Origin of the sequence: Streptomyces sp. MUSC 14 (assembly GCF_001866675.1) — a bacterium.
Lineage (GTDB): Bacteria > Actinomycetota > Actinomycetes > Streptomycetales > Streptomycetaceae > Streptomyces.
This window is the reverse complement of the sequence record NZ_MLYN01000096.1, coordinates 1-21,471: the sequence shown is the minus strand read 5'-3', so window position 1 is coordinate 21,471 and position 21,471 is coordinate 1. Positions and strand designations below refer to the sequence as shown.

Annotated in this window: 4 protein-coding genes; all 4 read left to right on the top strand. The window is 73.6% G+C overall.

Features of this window, described 5'->3' with window-relative positions; all coding sequences use genetic code 11:
- Positions 1-28 precede the first annotated feature (28 nt).
- Positions 29-14,929: a type I polyketide synthase gene (locus tag BIV25_RS53890; RefSeq protein WP_079177282.1), complete on the top strand. Its 14,901-nt coding sequence runs from the start codon at positions 29-31 to the stop codon at positions 14,927-14,929.
- 95 nt (positions 14,930-15,024) lie between these two features.
- On the top strand, positions 15,025-16,092 hold the full coding sequence (locus BIV25_RS44020) for a glucose-1-phosphate thymidylyltransferase (RefSeq protein WP_071378221.1): 1,068 nt from the start codon (positions 15,025-15,027) through the stop codon (positions 16,090-16,092).
- Positions 16,089-16,883 carry a futalosine hydrolase gene (locus tag BIV25_RS44015; RefSeq protein WP_071378220.1) on the top strand — a complete coding sequence of 265 codons (795 nt, stop codon included), beginning with the start codon at positions 16,089-16,091 and terminating at the stop codon, positions 16,881-16,883. Before BIV25_RS44020 ends, BIV25_RS44015 begins: the two co-directional genes overlap by 4 nt.
- A 294-nt stretch (positions 16,884-17,177) precedes the next feature.
- On the top strand, positions 17,178-21,471 hold a 4,294-nt coding region (locus tag BIV25_RS44010; RefSeq protein ID WP_143076814.1), incomplete at its 3' end, for a type I polyketide synthase.

Genomic DNA, 21,471 nt, shown 5'->3' with positions numbered 1-21,471 from the left:
CTTCCCGATTCTCGAAGGGCTGACTGGCATGGCCAACACGGACAACACAGGCAACGCCGGCAACGCCGGCAACGCGGGTAGTACCGAGGACAAGCTGCGGGACTACCTCAAGCGCGTCACCACGGACCTGCGACAGACCCGCCACAGGCTCACCGACCTGGAGACGCGGGCGCACGAGCCCATCGCCATCGTGGCCACCGCCTGCCACATGCCCGGTGGAGTGCGCAGCCCCGAGGACCTGTGGCAGCTCGTCGCCGACGGCGTCGACACCGTCTCGGACCTGCCGACCGACCGCGGCTGGGACATCGAGGCGCTGTACGACCCCGACCCCGAACGCATCGGCACCAGCTACGTCCGCCAGGGAGCCTTCCTGCACGACGCGGCCGAGTTCGACGCCGGGTTCTTCGAGATCTCGCCGCGTGAGGCGACCGCGATGGACCCGCAGCAGCGGCTGCTCCTGGAGACCACCTGGGAGGCGTTCGAACGGGCCGGCATCGACCCCACGACCCTGCGGGGCAGCGCCACCGGCGTGTTCGTCGGCTCCAGCAACCAGGCCTACGTCCCCGACGGCACCAGCGCGCCGGAGGGCATCGAAGGACACCTGCTGACCGGCGGATCCGCCGCGGTGCTGTCGGGGCGCATCTCCTACAGCTTCGGCTTCGAGGGACCTGCCGTCAGCCTCGACACCATGTGCTCCTCCTCGCTGGTCGCCCTCCACCTCGCGGTGCGGGCGCTGCGGTCCGGAGAGTGCTCCATGGCCGTCGCGGCCGGTGCCACCGTCATGGGCAGCATGCGCAACTTCGTCGAGTTCAGCCGGCAGCGCGGCCTGTCCGCCGACGGCCGCTGCAGGCCCTTCGCAGCCGACGCCGACGGCACGGGCTGGGGCGAAGGCGTCGGAGTGGTGCTGCTGGAGCGGCTGTCGGACGCCGAGGCCCACGGTCATCAGGTGCTGGCGGTGATCCGTGGTTCGGCGATCAACCAGGACGGCGCGTCCAACGGCCTCACGGCTCCCAACGGGCCCTCGCAGCAGCGGGTGATCCGTGCGGCGCTGGCCGATGCCGGTCTGTCGGCGGCCGATGTGGACGTGGTCGAGGCGCACGGCACGGGCACGAAGCTGGGCGACCCGATCGAGGCGCAGGCACTGCAGGCCACGTACGGCCGCGAGCGGGACGCCGACACCCCGCTGTGGATCGGTTCCCTGAAGTCGAACATCGCCCACACCCAGGCCGCTTCCGGTGTCGCGGGCATCATCAAGATGGTCGAGTCGCTCCGGCACGGAGTCGCCCCCAAGTCGCTCCACGGGGAGGAGCTCACCCCGCACGTCGACTGGTCCGACGGCACCCTGCGTGTGCTCACCGAGGCCGTCGACTGGCCCGAGACCGGCCGGCCGCGCCGCGCAGGCGTCTCCTCCTTCGGCGGCAGCGGTACGAACGCCCACGTCATCCTGGAGCAGGCTCCGGTCGCCGAACCGGCCGAGGAAGACGCCGTCGAGGCGGAGCCGGCCGACACCGTCCTGCCCTGGCTGCTGTCGGCCCGCTCGGAAGCCGCCCTGAAGGAACAGGCCCAGCGGCTGCTCGACCGCGCGGACTCCGCCGACCTGCGCGCGGTCGACATCGCCCACGCACTCGCCACCGGCCGCGCCGCCCTTGAGGAGCGCACCGCTGTCGTCGGCGCCGACCGCACGGAGCTGCTGAACGGCCTGCGCGCCCTCGCCCGCGGCGAACGGCCGGCGAACGCCGCCCGCGGCGTCTGCGAAAACCCCGGCGCGAGCCTTGACCCCGTCTTCGTGTTTCCGGGTCAGGGTGCGCAGTGGGTGGGGATGGCGGTCGAACTCCTGGACTCTTCACCGGTGTTCGCGGCTCGGTTCGCGCAGTGTGCAGTGGCGTTGGACGAGTTCGTCGAGTGGTCGTTGGTGGATGTGGTGCGGGGGGTGGAGGGTGCGCCGGGGTTTGACCGGGTGGATGTGGTCCAGCCGGTGTTGTGGGCGGTGATGGTGTCGCTGGCCGCTCTGTGGGAGTCGTTCGGGGTGCGGCCTGCTGCGGTGGTGGGTCATTCGCAGGGTGAGATCGCTGCTGCCGTCGTTGCGGGTGCGTTGTCGTTGTCGGATGGTGCGCGGGTGGCGGCGTTGCGGTCGCGGGCGATCGTGGCGCTGGCGGGGCGTGGCGGGATGGTGTCGGTCGCGTTGGATGCCGTGGGTGCCGCGGAGTTGGCGGGGCGTTGGGCGGGTCGGGTGTCGGTGGCCGCGGTGAACGGGCCGACGTCCACGGTCGTGTCCGGTGACGCGGACGCGCTGGACGAGCTTGTTGCGCATGCCGAGGAGTCCGGCGTTCGGGTGCGGCGGATCGATGTGGATTACGCGTCGCACTCGGCCCATGTGGAGGCGATCGAGGTCGAGTTGGCGGAGGTGTTGGCGCCGGTTGTGGCGTTGGTGCCTTCGGTGCCGTTCTTCTCGACGGTGTCGGGGGAGTGGGTCGGGTCGGCGGAGACGGATGCGGGGTACTGGTACCGCAACCTGCGTCAGACGGTTCGGCTCAAGCCCGCTGTGGACGCGCTGATCGAGGAGGGGCACGGCGCGTTCCTGGAGATGAGTCCGCATCCGGTGCTGACGGTGCCGGTCGCGGAGACCGTGGAGGCAGCTGGTTCGGATGCCGTGGTCGTCGGGTCTCTGCGTCGCGGTGAGGGGGGGCTGGAGCGGTTCTACCTCTCCCTCGGCGAGGCCTGGACGCGCGGCGTCACCGTCGACTGGGCCCCGGCGTTCGAGGGGCTGTCCCCGCGCCGGGTGGACCTGCCGACGTACGCCTTCCAGCGCAGCCACTACTGGCTCGACCTGCCCAAGGCGCGGGCCGCTGCCGACCCCGCCGAGGAGCGGTTCTGGCGGACCGTCGAGGAGGGCGATGCGGATGAACTCGCCCGCACCCTCGGGCTCGACGGCATCGACGGCCTCGACGGCGTGCTTCCCGCCCTGTCCTCCTGGCATCGCGGGCGGCAGGGCCGTGCCCGGCTGGACAGTTGGCGCTACCGCGTCGTGTGGCGGCCGTACCAACTCCCGGAGGGCGGCGCGCTCGACGGCACCTGGCTGCTCGTCGTACCCGAGGAGCACACGCTGTCGCCGCTCGCCGGAGCCGTGGCCAACGGCCTGAGCGAGGCGGGCGCGAATCCCGTCACCTTCGTGATGGCCGAGGACGAACTGGACCGTGAGCGGATCGCCGCACGGCTCGCCGACGCCGTGGCGGACACCGGTCCCGACTCCGTGCGGGGCATCGTGTCGCTGCTCGCGCTCGACGAGCGGTACGCCCCGGACCACGCCGGCGCCACGATGGGCATGCTCTCCTCGCTGCTGCTGGTCCAGGGCCTGCTGGACGCAGGTGCCGAGGCGAAGATGTGGTTCCTGACCGGCGGGGCCGTCACCACGGGCGCCGACGACACGGTGAACCACCCGATGCAGGGCGCCCTTTGGGGACTCGGCCGCGTCGTCGCCCTGGAGCAGCCGCGACGCTGGGGCGGACTCGTCGACCTGCCCTCCGAGCCCGACCCCGACGCCGTACGAGGTCTCGTCGCCGTGCTCGCCGCGGGGGGTGGCGAGGACCAGGTCGCCCTGCGCGGGCGCAGCGCCCACGTCCGACGGCTGGTCCGCACGCCCCTGGCGGGCCGGAGCGCGGCACGCCCCTGGAGCACCAGCGGCGCCGCGCTGATCACCGGAGGCACCGGCGGGCTCGGCGCGCACACCGCCAGACTCCTCGCCCGCAAGGGCGCCGAGCATCTGGTGCTGACCAGCCGCCACGGCGCCGAGGCGCCCGGTGCGGAGGAACTGCGGCAGGAACTGACCGAGCTGGGCTGCCGGGTGACCATCGCCGCCTGTGACGTCGCCGACCGGGAGGCGCTGCGCCGCCTCGTCGAGCAGGTCGAGTCCGACGGCCCCGCGATCCGCACCGTCGTGCACGCCGCGGGCGTCGGCATGCTCGCCCCCCTCGCCGACACCACCCTCGACTTCTTCGCCGAGGGCGCCCGCGCCAAGCTGCTCGGCGCCGCCAACCTCGACGCGCTCTTCGACCACGACCGGCTGGACGCCTTCGTCCTGTACTCGTCCGTCGCCGGCACCTGGGGCAGCGGCGACCACGGCGCCTACTCCGCCTCGAACGCCTACGTCGACGCCCTCGCCGACCACCGCAGGGCCCGCGGGCTGACCGGCATGTCCCTCGCCTGGGGCATCTGGAGCCCGGAGGGCGGCGGCATGGCCGTCAACGTCGTCCGGGAGCAACTGCGTTGGCGCGGTATCCCGTTCATGGACGCCGAACTGGCCGTCGCGGGACTTGAGCAGGCACTCGACCACGACGAGACCTTCCTCGCCGTCGCCGACATCGACTGGGAGCGCTTCGTCCCCGTCTTCACCGCCGCTCACCCCCGGCCGCTGCTGCACGAGGTCCCCGAGGTGGCGGCCGCGATGCAGGCTGACGAAGCGGTGCTCGACCGGGCCGTCGAACGGCGCGGCGGACTGCGCGCGGAACTCGCCGCCCTGAGCGCCCCCGAACGCGAGCGGACCCTGACCGACGTGGTCCGAACCCAGGTCGCCGCCGTACTCGGCTACGCCGACGGCAACGACGTCGCCGCCACGCGCGCGTTCCGCGAACTCGGCTTCGACTCCCTCACCGCGGTCGAACTGCGCAACCGCCTCAACGAGGCGACCGGCCTCGCGCTGCCCGCCACCATCGTCTTCGACCACCCCAACGTCCGTGACCTGGTACGCCACCTGCGCGGACACCTCGTCGACGACACCACCGAGGAGCCGTCCGCCACACTCCCGGCCGTCGCACCGGCCCGCCCGGCCCACGAGGACGAGCCGATCGCGATCGTCTCCATGGGCTGCCGCTTCCCCGGCGGAGTGCACTCTCCGGAAGACTTCTGGCGACTCGTCCTGGACGAGACCGACGCCATATCGTCCCTGCCCGCCGATCGCGGCTGGGACATGGACACCCTGTACGACCCCGATCCGGACCGCGCCGGCACCATCTACGTCCGCGAGGGCGGATTCCTGCACGACGCGGCCGAGTTCGACGCCGGGTTCTTCGGTATCTCGCCGCGTGAGGCGACCGCGATGGACCCGCAGCAGCGACTGCTCCTCGAAACCACCTGGGAGACCCTGGAACGGGCCGGCATCGCCCCCGACAGCCTGCGCGGCAGCGACACCGGCGTCTTCCTCGGTGTGTCCCACCAGGGCTACGGAGCGAGCGGGGAGATGCCGGAGGGCCTCGAAGGCCACCTCATCACCGGCACCGTCACCAGCATCGCCTCCGGCCGCATCTCGTACACGCTCGGCCTCGAAGGCCCGGCCGTGACGATGGACACCGGCTGCTCCTCCGCGCTCGTCGCCATGCACCAGGCCATGCGCTCCCTGCGGTCGGGCGAATGCTCCCTCGCGCTGACCGGCGGCGCCGCCGTCATGGGCGAGCCCATCGGCCTGGTCGGCTTCAGCCGGCAGCGCGGCCTCGCCGTGGACGGCCGCTGCAAGGCCTTCGGGGCCGGGGCCGACGGCATGGGCATGGCCGAGGGTGTGGGCGTGCTGCTGCTGGAGCGGCTGTCGGACGCCGAGGCCCAGGGCCATCAGGTGCTGGCGGTGGTGCGGGGTTCGGCGCTGAACCAGGACGGTGCGTCGAACGGTCTGACCGCTCCCAACGGCCTGTCCCAGCAGCGGGTGATCCGTGCGGCGTTGGCCGACGCCGGTCTGTCGGCGGCCGAGGTGGACGTGGTCGAGGCGCACGGTACGGGTACGAAGCTGGGTGACCCGATCGAGGCCCAGGCACTCCTGGCCACGTACGGGCAGGAGCGGGACGGCGACCGGCCGCTGTGGCTCGGATCGGTGAAGTCCAACATCGGTCACGCGCAGGCCGCTTCGGGCATGGCCGGGATCATCAAGATGGTGCAGGCCATGCGGCACGGCACCCTGCCGAAGTCCCTGCACGCCGATGAGGTCTCCCCGATCGTCGACTGGTCGGCGGGACAGGTCGAGGTCCTCGCGCAGACCCGCCCGTGGGAACGCCACGACCGACCCCGCCGGGCCGGCGTCTCCTCCTTCGGCGTCAGCGGTACGAACGCCCACATCATCCTCGAAGAGCCCGAGCCGCACCCCTCGCGGGAGCCGGCACCGCTCGCCGAGGAGCGGCCCGGCACCGTGGTGCCGTGGCTGGTGTCCGCCCGCTCCGACAAGGCACTGCGCGCCCAGGCCGAGCGGCTGCTGAACCAGCTGGAGAACTCGACCGGCGATCCCGTCGACATCGCGCACTCCCTCCTGACCGGCCGTGCCGTGCTGGAGGAACGCGCCGTCGTCGTCGGCGCCGACCGCGACAGCCTTGTCGCCGCACTGCGCGACCTGGCCACCGCGACCTCGAACACCGCACTCACGCGCGGCACCGCCCAGCGGATCGGCGACACCGTCGACCCCGTCTTCGTGTTCCCGGGTCAGGGTGCGCAGTGGGTGGGGATGGCGGTCGAACTCCTGGACTCTTCACCGGTGTTCGCGGCTCGGTTCGCGCAGTGTGCAGTGACGTTGGACGAGTTCGTCGAGTGGTCGTTGGTGGATGTGGTGCGCGGGGTGGAGGGCGCGCCGGGGTTTGACCGGGTGGATGTCGTCCAGCCGGTGTTGTGGGCGGTGATGGTGTCGCTTGCCGCGTTGTGGGAGTCGTTCGGGGTCAAGCCTGCTGCGGTGGTGGGTCATTCGCAGGGTGAGATCGCTGCCGCGGTGGTGGCGGGTGCGTTGTCGTTGTCGGATGGTGCTCGGGTGGTGGCGTTGCGGTCGCGGGCGATCGTGGCGTTGGCGGGGCGTGGCGGGATGGTGTCGGTGGCGTTGGATGCCGTGGGTGCTGGGGAGTTGGCGGGGCGTTGGGCGGGTCGGGTGTCGGTGGCCGCGGTGAACGGGCCGACGTCCACGGTCGTGTCCGGTGACGCGGACGCGCTGGACGAGCTTGTTGCGCATGCCGAGGAGTCCGGCGTTCGGGTGCGGCGGATCGATGTGGATTACGCGTCGCACTCGGCCCATGTGGAGGCGATCGAGGCCGAGTTGGCGGAGGTGTTGGCGCCGGTTGTGGCGTTGGTGCCTTCGGTGCCGTTCTTCTCGACGGTGTCGGGGGAGTGGGTCGGGTCGGCGGAGACGGATGCGGGGTACTGGTACCGCAATCTGCGTCAGACGGTTCGTTTGGAGTCTGCGGTTCGGCGTCTGGTGGAGTCCGGGCACGGTGCGTTCCTGGAGATGAGTCCGCATCCGGTGCTGACGGTGCCGGTCGCGGAGACCGTGGAGGCGGCTGGTTCGGATGCCGTGGTCGTCGGGTCTCTGCGTCGCGGTGAGGGGGGTCTGGAGCGGTTCTACCTCTCCCTCGGGGAGGCGTGGACGCGCGGCGTCACCGTCGACTGGGCCCCGGTGTTCGAGGGGCTGTCCCCGCGCCGGGTGGACCTGCCGACGTACGCCTTCCAGCGCAGCCACTACTGGCTGGAGCCTGTCACCCGACAGACCGCCGTCGACGGTGGGACGTCCGGCGGCGCCGGCCCCCTGGAGGACGGGTTCTGGGCCAGTGTCGAGAGCCAGGACCTCGATTCGCTGGCCGAGAGCCTCGGACTCGCGGACGTGCGTTCACTCGCCGAGGTGGTGCCCGCGCTGTCGTCGTGGCGGCGTGACCGGCTCAACCACTCGACGCTCGACGGCTGGCGCTACCGGGTCGCCTGGCGGCCCCTCAACGAACAGCCCGCGCAGGCCCACGAACTCGCCGGTACCTGGCTGGTCGTCGCGCCGGCCGGACACGAGGACGACCCGCTGGTCCAGGAGGTGTTCGCCACGATCGGCGAGCGGTCGGCCGAGGCCCGCCTCCTCGTCGTCGGCGAACCCGCCGCCGAACGCGACCACATGGCCGAGCTGCTCCGCGACCGGATCGCCGGCGCCGGGATCGGCGGTGTGCTGTCGCTGCTCGCGCTGGACGAGTCCCCCTGGTCGGACGAGGGCGTGCTGCCCACCGGAATGGTCCTGACCACGGCTCTGCTCCAGGCACTCGGTGACGTCCGCATCGACGGACCGGTGTGGTGCGCCACGCGCGGCGCGGTCTCCGTACACCGCAACGACCCGCTCAACAGCCCGCTCCAGGCGATGACGTGGGGCCTCGGCCGTATCGCGGCCCTGGAGTACCCGCAGCGCTGGGGCGGACTCGTCGACCTGCCCGGCACGCTCGACGACCGTGCCGCGCGCCGGCTGACCGGCGCACTGTCCGGGACGCTCGAAGAGGACCACCTGGCGGTGCGTGCCTCCGGACTCTTCGCGCGCCGCCTGGTGCGCGCCGGCGACGGGCCGCGGCCCGACGGCAGCTGGCAGCCCTCCGGCACCGTCCTGGTGACCGGTGGCACCGGCGGGCTCGCCCGGCACGTCGCCCGCTGGCTCGCCCGCAGCGGCGCCGAGCACCTGGTGCTCGCCTCCCGACGCGGCCCCGACGCGCCGGGCGTCGGCGAACTCGTCGCCGAACTGGCAGAGTCGGGTGCGACCGCGAGCGTCGTCGCCTGCGATGTCGCCGACGCCGACGCGGTGCGGCGGCTCGTCGACGACCTGCCCGGCGGCGGCACGCTCACCGCGGTGGTGCACACCGCCGGCGTCATCGACGACGGGCTCATCGACGCGCTCACACCGCAGCGCGCCCATGGCGTCGTGCGCCCCAAGGCCGACGCCGCGCTCGCCCTCGACGCCGCCACCCGTCACCTCGACCTCGACGCGTTCGTCCTGTTCTCCTCCATGGCAGGCACCCTCGGCGGACCCGGACAGGGCAGTTACGCCGCGGCCAACGCCTTCCTGGACGCCCTGGCCGCCAGCCGCAGGGCGCAGGGGCTGCCCGCCACCTCGATCGGCTGGGGCACCTGGGCGGGCGGCGGCATGGTCGGGGAGGAGGTCGCCGAGCGGCTGCGCCGGGACGGTGTACCGCCGATGGATCCCGAACTGGCCGTCGCCTCGCTGCACAAGGCGCTCGAACAGGACGAGGAGTTCCTGATCGTCGCCGATGTCGACTGGAAGCTGATCACCGCGCGCGCGTTCGCCGCGCTGCGCGAGTTCCCCGAGGCCCGGGCGGCCCTGGCCACGGAGCAGGCGCACAAGAAGCCCGAGTCCGCCGACGGGCCGCCGCTCGTCGAGCGACTGGCGGGTCTGGCCCCGGCGGAGCGCCGGGCCGCGCTGGTCGCCGAGGTCCGCGCCCAGGCGTCCGCCGTGCTCGGCCACGCGGATCCGGACGCCGTACCCGACGGGCGCGCCTTCCGGGACGTCGGATTCGACTCGCTGACCGCCGTCGAACTGCGCAACCGGTTGGCTGAGGCCACCGGGCTGCGCCTGCCGGTCACCCTCGCCTTCGACCACCCCTCCGCCGGCGCCCTCGCCGCCTACCTGGACGGGGAGCTGTACGGGACGGGCGCCACCGCCGAACCGGTGGCCGAACTGCCCACGGCCGCCGTGGACGACGACCCGGTCGCCATCGTCGGCATGAGCTGCCGCTTCCCCGGCGGCGTCAGCTCGCCGGAGGAGCTGTGGCGGCTGGTCGCCGACGGCACCGACGCCATCACGCCGTTCCCGGCCGACCGCGGCTGGGACGTCGAGAACCTCTACGACCCCGACCCCGACCGCATCGGCCACTCGTACGCCCGGCACGGCGGCTTCCTGCACGACGCCGACCGGTTCGACCCCGCGTTCTTCGGCATCGCACCCCGCGAGGCCGTGGCGATCGACCCGCAGCACCGGCTGCTGCTGGAGACGTCCTGGGAGGCGTTCGAACGCGCCGGGATCGATCCGGACGCGGTCCGCGGCCTCCGCGCGGGCGTGTTCGTCGGATCCAACTACAACGACTACCGCAGCAGGGCCCGAACGGCGCCCGAGGAACTGGAGGGCTACCTCGCCACCGGCAGCGCGAGCAGCGTCGCCTCGGGCCGCATCGCCTACACCTTCGGCCTGGAGGGACCGGCCGTCACCGTCGACACCGCCTGCTCCTCCTCCCTGGTCGCCCTGCACCTCGCGGTCCAGGCCCTGCGGTCCGGGGAGTGCGAACTCGCCCTGGCCGGCGGTGTCACCGTGATCTCCACGCCGGACACCTTCGTCGAGTTCAGCCGGCAGCGGGCCCTGTCGCCGGACGGCCGCTGCAAGCCGTTCGCCGCCGAGGCCGACGGCGCGGGCTGGGCCGAAGGCGTCGGCCTCCTCCTGCTGGAGCGGCTGTCCGACGCGCGCCGCAACGGCCACACGGTGCTCGCCACCGTCGCGGGGACCGCCGTCAACCAGGACGGCGCCTCCAACGGGCTCACCGCGCCCAGCGGACCCGCCCAGCAGCGCGTCATCCGCCAGGCGCTGGCCTCCGCCGGGCTCGCCCCGGCGGACGTCGACGCCGTGGAGGCGCACGGCACCGGCACCACGCTCGGCGACCCCATCGAGGCGCAGGCGCTGCTGGCCGTCTACGGTCAGGACCGGCCCGCCGAGCGGCCGCTGTGGCTCGGGGCGCTGAAGTCCAACATCGGTCACACACAGGCCGCTTCCGGTGTCGCCGGCGTCATCAAGATGGTCATGGCGATGCGCCACGACGTCCTGCCGCGCACCCTGCACGCCGACCGTCCGTCCCCGCACATCGACTGGTCGTCCGGCGCCGTGCGCCTGCTGCACGAAGAGCGCGACTGGGCACCCGGTGACACACCGCGGCGGGCGGGCGTCTCGGCCTTCGGTGTCTCCGGCACCAACGCGCACGTGATCCTGCAGGAGCCGGACCGCGCCGCCCCGGCGCAGCCCCGGCCGGCCGACGACACCGTGCGCACCCTGCCGTGGCTGCTGTCGGCCCGCGGCGACGCCGCGCTGCGCGCCCAGGCCCGGCGGCTGCTCGACGAGCTCGCCGCCCGCCCGGACACCGCTCCGGCCGACCTGGCGTTCTCCCTGGCCACCACCCGCGCCCGGCACTTCGACCGCGCGGCCGTCGTCACCGACGACACCGCCTCCCTCACCGACGCACTCACCGCCCTCGCCGAGGGCCGCGAGCACCCGCTGCTGACCACCGACCGGGCCCGCGGCGGCAAGGTGGCCTTCCTGTTCTCCGGCCAGGGCAGCCAGCAGGCCGCCCTCGGCCGGGCCCTGTACGAGCGCTACGACGCGTACGCCGACGCACTCGACGAGGCCTGCGCCCACCTCGACGCCCACCTCGAACTGCCCCTGCGCGACGTCCTGTTCGCCGAGGAGGGCAGCACCGAGGCCGCGTACCTGGACCGCACGGCGTACACCCAGGCCGGGCTCTTCGCCGGCCAGGTCGCCCTGTACCGGCTGCTGCAGAGCCTGGGCGTGCGGCCCGACGCACTGCTCGGGCACTCCGTCGGCGAGATCGCCGCGGCCCATGTCGCGGGGATCCTCACCCTGGAGGACGCCTGCCGGCTCGTCGCCGTGCGCGGCGGGCTCATGGGGGACCTGCCCGCGGGCGGCGTCATGATCTCCGTCCAGGCCGGCGCGGACGACGTGCTGCCGCTGCTCGCCGCCCATGAGGGCCGGGTGGCCGTCGCGGCCTTCAACGGCCCGCTCGCCACGGTCCTGTCCGGCGACGAGGACGCCGTCACCACGGTCGCGGCCGAACTGGCCGCACAGGGCCGCAAGACGCACCGCCTCAACGTCAGCCACGCCTTCCACTCGCACCACATGGACGGCATGCTCGACACGTTCGCCGCGCGCACCGCTGACCTCGGCCACGCCGCCCCGGCGCTGCCGCTGGTGTCCACGGTCACCGGGCGCCCCGTCAGCGCCGACGAGCCCTTCGACGGCGCCTACTGGGTGCGCCAGGTCCGCGAGCCCGTCCGCTTCCGCGACGGCATCCGCACCCTGGAGGAACAGGGCGTCACCACCTACGTCGAGATCGGTCCGGGCGGCGTCCTCACCGCGCTCGCCGGTGACTGCGCCGACGGCGACGCCACCCTCGTACCCACCCTGCGGCGCGACACGGCGGAAGAGGTGTCCCTGACCTCCGCCCTCGCCCGGCTGCACACACACGGCCACGCGGTGGACTGGGCCACCTGGTTCGCCCCCACCGGCGCCCGCCGCACCGACCTGCCCACCTACCCCTTCCAGCGGCGCAGCTACTGGCTGGAGACGACCGGCTCCACCGGCGACCGCACGGACCTGGACGCCGTACACCACCAGCTCCTCACCGCGGCCGTCCCGCTCGCCGACAGCGCCGGAGTCGTCCTCACCGGCACCGTCCGCGTGCAGGACCGGCCCTGGCTCGCCGACCACGCGCTCGACGGACGGACCCTCTTCCCCGGCACCGCGTTCCTCGACCTCGCCATGGAGGCCTGCGCCCACGTCGGAGCCGCGCGGATCGGCGACCTGACCCTGCAGGCACCGCTCGTGCTGCCCGAGCACGGCGGCGTCCAGCTCCAGGTCACCGTCGCCGCACCCGACGGCAACGGTGACCGCGCCCTCGCGGTGCACTCCCGGCCCGCCACCGGCGGCGACTGGACCCGGCACGCCGACGGCACCCTCGGCGGCGCACCGGCGGCCACCGCTCCGGCACCCTTCCCGGGCGCCTGGCCGCCGCCGGCCGCCACCGAGGTCGACGTGAGCGGCCTGTACGAGGGCATCGCCGCCGCCGGCTTCGCCTACGGCCCCGCCTTCCGCGGACTGCGCGCCGCCTGGCGCGACGGCGACACCGTGTACGCGGAGATCGCCCCGGAGGACGGCGAACACCTGCAGGGCACCGACCGGTTCCGCGTGCACCCGGCCCTTCTGGACGCCGCCCTGCACACCGTGGCACTCGCCACGGCCGAAGACACCGGCACCGTCCTGCCGTTCACCTTCTCCGACGTCACACCGCACCGCGCCGGTGCCACCGCGCTGCGCGCACGCCTCACCCCGGCCGGCGAGCACACCTACCGGGTGAGCCTGCTCGACGGCACGGGACGCCCCGTCACCGACATCGACTCACTCGCCCTGCGGCCCGTGGACACCAGCGCCCTTCCGGCCGCACCGGGGCGCGGCGCGCTGCACACGATCCGCTGGACGCCGCTCGCCCTCGGCACGCCGCCCGCCGGCACGCCGCACCTCGTCGGCGGCGCGCTCCCGCCCGCCACATCCGCGCTCGGCGCCGCCGAGCACCACGCGGACCCCGCCGCGCTGTACGCGGCCACGGCCGGTACGACCGTCCCCGCGACGGTCCTGGCCGCCGTGCCCGACACCGACGCGGACGGCGACCTCACCGCGGCCACCCGGCACTCCACCCACCACGCGCTGCACCTGATCACCGACTGGCTGGCCGTGGCCGGCCTGGCCGACTCCCGGCTCGTCGTGCTGACCCGGCACGCCGTCACCACCGGGCTCGAGGACGCGCCCCGCACCGACCCGGCGCAGGCCGCGGTCTGGGGTCTGGTCCGCGCGGCACGCGCCGAGAACCCGGGCCGGTTCGCCCTGGTCGACCACGACGGCAGCGCCGCCTCCCTGGCACAGCTGCCGGCCGTACTGGCGTCGGAGCAGAGCGAGATCGCCCTGCGCGCGGGCAACGCGCTCACCCCCCGGCTCGCCCGGACGGCCACACCCGCCCACGCGACGGACGGCATACCCGCGGACGGCACCGTGCTCGTCACCGGAGCCGGCGGCGTCCTGGGCCGGGAGATCGCCCGACACCTCGTCACCGCCCACGGCGCGCGCTCCCTGGTGCTCGCCGGCCGGCGCGGCACGGCAGCCGAGGGCATGACCGAACTCTGCGCGGAGCTCAGCGGTCACGGAGCCCACGTCACCGTCGCGGCCTGCGACGTCAGTGACCGCGACGCCCTGAGCGCCCTGCTCGCCGACGTCCCCGCCGACCGCCCGCTGTCCGCGGTCGTCCACACCGCGGGCGTCCTCGACGACGGCATCGTGCAGTCCCTCACCCCCGAGCGCGTCGACACGGTGCTGCGCGCCAAGGCCGACGCCACCGTCCTGCTGGAGGAACTCACCCGCGACAGCGACGCCGCGCTCGTCCTGTTCTCCTCGATCGCCGGCACCCTCGGCGGTGTCGGCCAGGCCAACTACTCGGCCGCGAACGCCTTCCTCGACGCCTTCGCCGCCCGCCGCGCCGCCGGCGGACGCCGCGTCCAGTCCCTCGCCTGGGGCCTGTGGGCCGAACGCAGCGGCATGACCGGCAAGCTCGCCGAGGCGGACCTGCGCCGCATCGCGCGCAGCGGTCTGCGGCCCATGGCCACCGACGACGCGCTCGCCCTGCTCGACGCGGCGCTGCGCTCCCCGGAGCCGTACCACGCGCCCGCCGACCTCGACCCGGCGGCGCTGCGCGCCTCCGACGGATCGGTGCCCGACCTGCTCGGCGACCTCGTCCCGGCCCGCACCCGGCGCCCCGCGACCGCCACGGCCACCGCGTCGACGGCGCCCGCCGAGGGCGAGCTGCGCGCCCGCCTCGCCGCACTCGCCCCCGACGCCCGCCGCGCCGCCGCCCTGGACGCCGTACTCACCCAGGCGGCCCTGGTCATCGGGCACGACAGCCCCGACTCCCTCGACCCCGAAGGAGGGTTCCTGGACAGCGGATTCAACTCGCTGACCGCCGTCGAACTGCGCAACCGCATCGGTGCCCTCGCCGGGGTACGACTCCCCGCGACGCTCATGTTCGACTACCCCACACCGCAGCGGCTCGCCGCGCATCTCCTGACGCGCATCGCCCCCGAGGCACAGCCGCCCGCCTCCCCGGTCCTCGATCAACTCGACGCCCTGGAGGCCCAGTTCACCGCGACCGCACTGGACAGCGCCGTCCAGGAGCGGCTGCGCAGCCGGCTCAGCGGACTGCTGGCCCGGCTGGACGCCGCGGGCACGACGGCCGACACCGCCCTCACGCCCACGCCGTCGGCTCCGGGAGCGGCCGCCGACGAGGTCTCCGACGACGAACTGCGCGCCTTCCTGGCCGGCGACCTCGACGAGACCTGAACCGACCGGCCCGGTCCGGGCCCGGACCCACCGTCCGGGCCCGGCCGGCCGCCCCCTCCCACCCACCACCGCCCACCCGTCACCTGGATGGAACAGTGAAGGCTCTCGTGCTCGCGGGGGGATCAGGTACGCGACTGCGACCGATCACCCACACGTCCAGCAAGCAACTGGTCCCGGTCGCCAACAAACCGATCCTCTTCTACGGCCTCGAATCCATCGCCGCCGCGGGCATCACCGACGTCGGCGTCATCGTCGGCAGCACCGCCCCGGAGATCGAGGCCGCCGTCGGCGACGGCTCCGCCTTCGGGCTGAACGTCACCTACATCCCGCAGAGCGAACCCCTGGGGCTCGCCCACGCCGTCCTCATCGCCCAACCCTTCCTGGGCGACGACGACTTCGTCATGTACCTCGGCGACAACTTCGTGCTCGACGGCATCACCGACGTCGTCGAGGAGTTCCGCAAGGACCCGCGCGACGCCCAGGTGCTGCTCACCCGGGTGGACAACCCCACGGCCTTCGGCGTGGCGGTCACCGACGACAAGGGCAACATCCTCGACCTGGAGGAGAAGCCCCGCACACCGCGCAGCGACCTGGCCATCGCCGGCGTGTACCTCTTCACGACGGCCGTCCACGAAGCGGTGCGGGCCATCCGGCCCTCCGCCCGCGGCGAGCTGGAGATCACCGACGCCCTGCAGTGGATGATCGACCAGGGCATGGCGATCCGCTCCACCGTCATCACCGGCTACTGGAAGGACACCGGCAACGTCACCGACATGCTGGAGGTCAACCGCACCCTGCTCGAACGCCTCCAGCCCAGCGTCGACGGCTACGTCGACGACGAGAGCGAGATCATCGGGCGCGTCCGCATCGAGCCGGGCGCCGAGGTCCGCCGCTCCCGCATCGTCGGCCCCGTCATCATCGGCGCCGGCAGTGTCGTCAGCGACTCGTACGTCGGCCCGTCCACCTCGGTCGCGGAGAACTGCCGCATCACCCACAGCGAGATCGAGTACTCGATCGTGCTGCGCGAGTCGTCCTTCGACCACATCCGGCGCGTGGCCGCCTCCCTCGTCGGCCGCAACGTCAAAGTCACCCTCGCCCCCGGACTGCCTGCCACCCACCGCCTCGTCATAGGCGACCACGGGCACGTCCAGCTGTCCTCATGAACCCCGTACGCGTCCTCGTGGTCACCGCGGTCGAGGCCGAGCGCGACGCCGTCGCGCGGGGCCTCGGCCCCACCGCGGCGGTCGGCTGCGGCGACCTGCCGGGCCGGGAGATGCTCCGCATCGGCTGCGCCAAGGACACCTCCACCGCGCCCGCCCCGCGCACCGCGGCCGGGCCGTGCACCGCCCCGCGCCAGCCGCTCAGCACCGACCTGGTGGCCGGCGGAGTGGGCCCCGCGGCCGCGGCCGCCGCGACCGACGCCGCACTCACCGTCGCGCACCTCCACGGAAACCCGTATCACCTGGTCATCTCCACGGGCATCGCCGGAGGCTTCGCGCCCATCGCCGACGTCGGATCCGTCGTCGTCGCCGACCGCGTCATCGCCGCCGACCTCGGCTGCCAGACCGCCGACGGATTCCTCTCCGTGGACAGCCTGGGCTTCGGCACCTCCGAACACGCCTGCGCACCCCACCTCTCGGCTGCCGTCGCCCGCGTCCTCGGCGCCGTCCACGCCCCCGTCCTGACCGTCTCCACCGTCACCGGCACGGCGGACCGTGCCCAGGACCTACGGCAACGCCACGGAGCCGCCGCCGAGGCGATGGAGGGCTTCGGAGTCGCCGAGGCCGCCGCCGTCCACGGCGTCCCGCTGCTGGAACTGCGCACCATCTCCAACGCCGTCGGCCCCCGCGACCGCGCCGCCTGGCGCATCCCCGACGCCCTCGCGGCGCTCCGGGACGCCTTCGGCGTCCTGCACAACGTGCTCGCCAGGGGCGCCCCACCGCCGTACACCTGAGAGATCCGGGCCCCGGACACGCGCCTGCACAGCGCCGTCCGGGGCCCCGGCACACCCGCGCCGGTCCCCCCGCCCCGGTCCCGGCCGTCGCTCCGGCCTGCGTGAATCGCGGGCCGTTCATGATTTCCAAGGGTTTCCCCAGACAACCCCGGTCGGGGCCGAGAAAGGCTCCCGCGCCGGGTCATGCTGTCCCCACCGCACGAGGAACACCCCCAGCGGCCGGATGCCGCAGGGCCCCACCAGCGTGCGCGACGACACGTTCCATCACCGAACCGAACAGCATGGGGGCAGTCCATGACGAATGAAGCGCAGCTTCGGGACTACCTCAAGCGGGTCACCGTCGATCTCCACAACACCCGTCGCCAACTGCGGCAGTTGGAGGCCCGCGAGCAGGAGCCCGTCGCCATCGTCGGCATGAGCTGCCGCCTGCCCGGCGGCGTCCGCACACCCGACGACTTCTGGGACCTGCTCGTCTCCGGCACCGACGCGGTGACGGACTGGCCCGCCGACCGCGGCTGGCCCACGGCCGCCGGGACCGACGGCGCCGACGGCCGCCGCCGCGGCGGCTTCGTGCACGACGCGGACCGGTTCGACCCCGCCTTCTTCGGCATCTCCCCGCGCGAAGCGCTCGCCATGGACCCGCAGCAGCGCCTGCTGCTCGAAGTCGTCTGGGAAGCCTTCGAGCGCGCCGGCATCGACCCCGCCGGCCTGCGGGGCAGCCGCTCGGGCGTGTTCGTCGGATGCAGCGACCAGGGCTACACCTCCGGGCTGCGCGAGGTCCCCGACGACGTCCGGGGCCATCTGCTCACCGGCAACTCCATGTCGGTCCTCTCCGGCCGGATCGCCTACACCCTGGGCCTGGAGGGTCCTGCCGTCACGGTCGACACCGCCTGCTCCTCCTCCCTCGTCGCCCTGCACCTGGCCGCCCAGTCGCTGCGCTCCGGCGAGTGCTCCCTCGCCGTCGTCGGCGGCGTCACCGTCATGTCCGGCCCCGGCGCCTTCATCGAGTTCGACCAGCAGGGCGGCCTGGCCGGCGACGGCCGCTGCAAGGCCTTCTCCGACGACGCCGACGGCACCGGCTGGGCCGAGGGCGCCGGAACGATCGTCGTCGAACGCCTCTCGGACGCCCGCCGCAACGGCCACCAGGTCCTCGCGGTACTGCGCGGCAGCGCGGTCAACCAGGACGGCGCCTCCAACGGCCTCACCGCCCCCAACGGCTCCGCCCAGCAGCGCGTCATCCTCGCGGCCCTCGCCAACGCCGGCCTGCCCGCCGCCGAGATCGACGCCGTCGAGGCCCACGGCACCGGCACCTCGCTCGGCGACCCCATCGAGGCCCAGGCGCTGCTCGCCACCTACGGCCAGGGCCGGCCCGCCGACCGCCCGCTGTTGCTCGGCTCGGCGAAGTCGAACATCGGCCACACCCAGGCCGCCGCGGGCGTCGTCGGCGTCATCAAGTCCGTACTCGCCCTGCGCCACGGCGTCCTGCCGCCCACCCTGCACGCGGAACGCCCCTCGCGACACGTCGACTGGAACGCCGGCCACGTCCGCCTGCTCACCGAGCCCGTCGACTGGCCCCACGTCGACCACCCGCACCGCGTCGGCGTCTCGGCCTTCGGCGTCTCCGGCACCAACGCGCACGCCGTCATCGAGCAGGCCCCCGAGCCCACCACCGAAGAGCCCCCCGCGCAGCCGGCCCCCCGCACCGCCCTGCCGGTCCTGCCCTGGCTGCTGTCCGCCCGCGACGAGGCCACCCTGCGCGCCCAGGCCGGCCGCCTCGCCGCCCACCTGACCACGCGGCCCGACACCGACCCCTACGACCTGGCCGCCTCCCTCGCCACCACCCGCACCACCTTCGAGACCCGAGCCGTCATCCAGGGCAACGACCACGCCGAACTCCTCACCGCCCTCGACGCGTTGGCGTCCGGCGACCCCGACTCCCACACCCTGACAGGCACCACCCGGGACGGCCGCACCGCCTTCCTGTTCTCGGGTCAGGGTGCGCAGCGGTTGGGGATGGGCCGTGAGTTGTACGAGGCTTTCCCGGTGTTCGCGGAGGCGTTCGACGCGGTGTGCGCTCACGCGGGAGGCGAGTTGCGTGATGTGGTCTTCGGCGGGGATGCGGAGCGGCTGGGTCGTACGGAGTGGACGCAGCCCGCGTTGTTCGCGGTCGAGGTGGCGTTGTTCCGTCTGGTGGAGTCGTTCGGGGTGCGTCCTGACGTCCTGATCGGGCATTCGATCGGTGAGGTCGCTGCTGCGCATGTGGCGGGTGTGTTGTCGCTGGAGGACGCCTGTGCTCTGGTCGTGGCCCGTGGCCGGTTGATGCAGGGGCTGCCGGTCGGTGGTGTGATGGTGGCGGTGGAGGCCACCGAGGAGGAAGTGGCCCCGCTGGTCGAAGGCCGTGCGGGCGAGGTGTCGATCGCGGCGGTCAATGGTCCTCGGGCGGTGGTGATCGCGGGTGTGGAGTCGGCGGTCGTCGACGTCGCGGAGGAGCTGAAGGCGCAGGGTCGGCGCGCGTCGCGGCTGCGGGTCTCGCACGCCTTCCACTCCCCGTTGATGGAGCCGATGCTCGATGCGTTCCGCCGGGTCGCGGAGGGCATCAGTTACGGTGCACCGTCGATCCCGGTCGTCTCGAACGTGACGGGACAGCTTGCTGCGGATGGGGAGTTGGCGTCGGCCGAGTACTGGGTGCGGCACGTCCGTGAGGCGGTTCGCTTCGCCGATGGGGTGGCTGCGCTCGTGGCTGAGGGTGTGACGCGTTTCCTGGAGATCGGACCTGACGGCACCCTCACCGCCCTCGCGCAGAGCTGCGCAGCGGACGATGCGCTGTACGTGCCGGTCCTCCGCAAGGACGGCCAGGAGACCCAGCACCTTGTGACGGCCCTCGCGCGACTGCACGTGAACGGGGCCCCGGTGGCGTGGAGCGCGCTGCTCCAGGGCGCCGGCACGGTCGAGTTGCCCACGTACGCCTTCCGCCGGGACCGCTACTGGCTGGAGCGTTCCTACGGCGAGGACGGATCGGCCGTCGACGTCACCGGCCCGCACCACACTGTCGTGTGGCGTACGGTCGCCGGTCTGCCCGAAGGTTCCCGACTGTCGGGGCGCTGGCTGTTCCTCAGGCCGGTTTCCCCGGACGGCTCCGACGGCTGGGACGGCGCGGTGACCGGTGCCCTGCTCGACGCAGGGGCGGAACTGGTCTTCGTCGAGCACCACCACAGCGACACCCGGGCCGAGTTGGCCCGCCGGATCGCCGTGGCCGTCGAGGAATCTCCGGTCACCGGTGTCGTCTCCGCGCTCGCTCTGGAGCGCGGCGAGAGCGGCGACGTGCCCGGCGGTGTACTCGCGACCACGGTGCTCGTCCAGGCGCTCGGTGACGCCGCTGTCGTGGCACCGCTGTGGACTCTGACCCGGGGAGCCGTCACCACGACGGCCGGCGATCCCGTCCTGGAACCGGACCAGGCCGCCGTCTGGGGTCTCGGCCGCGTCGTGGCCCTGGAGCACCCCGATCGCTGGGGCGGTCTCGTGGACCTTCCCCCGACGCTGGACGGACGCTCGGCGGCACGGCTCGTCACCCTGCTCGCCGAGGGCGCGAAGGCCGCGAGCCCGCAGGAGGACCAGGCCGCGATCCGTACCGGTGGTGTCCTGAGCCGTCGTCTTGTCCCGACCTCCCGCGTACCGGAATCGGTCTGGCAGCCGTCCGGCACGATCCTGGTGACCGGTGGCACGGGCGCACTGGGCGCCAGGGTGGCCCGGTGGGCCGCCCGGCAGGGTGCCGCGCACCTCGTCCTGGTCAGCCGCAGCGGAGCCCAGGCGCCGGGTGCCGAGGAGCTACGGCGCGAACTGTGCGACCTCGGCGCCGAAGTGACCCTGGCCGCTCTCGATCTGACGGACCGTGAGGCACTGCGGGCGCTGCTCGACGCCCACCCCGTGGACGCGGTCGTCCACACCGCCGGAGTGCTGGAGGACGGCGTTGTCGACGGCCTCACGCCGGGCGCGTTCAGGAAGGTCTTCGCCGCCAAGGTCACCGGTGCGCGCCACCTGGACGAGCTGACCCGGGACCGCGACCTCTCCGCCTTCATCCTCTTCTCGTCCTTCGCCGGCACGGTCGGCTCCGCCGGACAGGCCAACTACGCTGCTGCCAACGCCCTGTTGGACGCCCTCGCGGAGCGCCGCAGGAGCGAGGGGCTGCCCGCCACGTCGATCGCGTGGGGGCCCTGGGCCGGCGGCGGCATGGCCGCCGACGCCGACGCGGAGGGCCGACAGCTGCGCGGCGGCGTCGGCCTGCTCGACCCCGACCGGGCCCTGGACGCCCTCGCGGCCTGCGTCGCGGACGCATCCGCTGTCGCCTTCGTGGCCGACGTCGACTGGAGTCGCTTCGGCCCCGCCTTCACCGCGGTCCGGCCCAGCCCGCTCCTCAGCGAGGTGTACCGTGCCCCGGCCGGGTCCGAGATCACCGTCGAGGCCGTCACGACCGGGCTACAGGCCCGGTTGCGCGATCTCGCCCCCGAAGCCCGCCGGCGTGAACTCCTCACAGAGGTGCGCACCCGGGCTGCCGCGGCACTCGGGTACGCGGGTGCTGAGCAGGTCGGTG